Annotated in this window: 1 protein-coding gene; it reads right to left on the reverse strand. The window is 66.9% G+C overall.

The window, feature by feature from the left end; genetic code table 11:
* Window positions 1-29 precede the first annotated feature (29 nt).
* Window positions 30-1097, reverse strand: coding sequence for an IS110 family transposase (locus ACWDVG_RS31615; RefSeq protein WP_451704361.1), 1068 nt, complete (start codon window positions 1095-1097; stop codon window positions 30-32).
* Window positions 1098-1340 lie beyond the last annotated feature (243 nt).

A 1340-nucleotide genomic window follows, 5' to 3' on the forward strand; every position in this document is an offset into this window, starting at 1 on the left:
CTTGATACGCCTTGATGCTCCTATAGACGTCAAGTAGTTGAGATGGCGTGGCGAGCGCGGGGCTGGTTGAGAGCGTGGTAGACCTCCCGGGCTATGAAGCGCTTGAGGCAACGGATGATGTCTTTCTTCGTCAGCCCCTGCTGGACGCGCCGCGCGACGTAGGCCCGGGTGCGAGGGCAATAGCGCATACGAACCACCGCGATCATGTGAAGGGCACGGTTGGCCTGGCGATCACCGCCCCGACTGAGGCGGTGTCTGTCGGTGCGCCCGGAAGAGGCTGGGACTGGAGCGGCGCCGCACAGAGCCGCGAAGGCGGCCTCCGAGCGCAAGCGCTCGGGGTTGTCGCCGGCCGTGACCAGCAGCTGGCCGGCGGTCTCTGTGCCCACGCCGAACAGCGCGACCAGTTCGGGGGCAGCCGCCGCGGTGAGCACGGAAAGGTGCTCGTCGACTTCGTCGATCTCTTCGGTGAGTCTGCGGATGCGGCGAGCCAGCTGGCGTAGGGCGAAGCGGGAGGCGTGAACAGGGTCGCCGAGGTCGGGCCCGGGCCGCAGCCGAAGGCAGCTATTGACCAGGGCGGCGCGCGTGAGCCCTGCGAGCGTCTGACGCAGAGGCTCAGGAGTGGTGACTCGCAAGCCGATGAGTTGGTTGATCGCTTGCGTCCTGGCCTTGATCGCGGAGGCGCGGGTCACTCGCAGTTGGCGCAGGGCTTCAACTGTGCCGGTGCGGGATTTGGGAATGGCCTGGGCTCGTCCCGAGGCCGCTGCCCGGGCGGCCACGTAAGCGTCGATCGGGTCGGACTTGCCACGGGAATGGCGAGTGCCCCGGTCGGGGACGTTGACCTCGACCACCACCAGGCCGCTTGCAGTCAGCACGGTGGTGAGCCCCGCCCCATAGGATCCAGTGCACTCGACGCCCACCGCCTGTACCTGGCCGAATGTGCCGAGCCACGTCAGCAGGGCGCGATATCCCTGGGTGGTGGCGGGAAACTCCTGGTCGGCCACGGGCCGCCCGAGCGGGTCGACAACAGCGGCGTGGTGGGTGTCGGTGTGAGTGTCGACTCCGGCAAAGACCTCACGCTCGGGATGCTCGTCGATCATGCTGGGCCTGCTGCCTTCTCATCGCGTGGACAGGGCAGCACGCGCCGGTCGGGAGAACGGACACGACAGTGACGGGGCTTCTCGCACAAGCTCCTATGAAGTCACGACACCCTTCCGGGCTGCGTGCGGTGGTGTCACCGACAGGCCGACAGATCAAGGCAAAGACACGGAAGTTGTGGTCAGTCAGCCCAAGGGTCAGACCTGCCGGTGGCACCACCAACCATCATCACTGTCCGCCCAGCA

It is taken from the genome of Streptomyces sp. NPDC003327, from assembly GCF_053589515.1.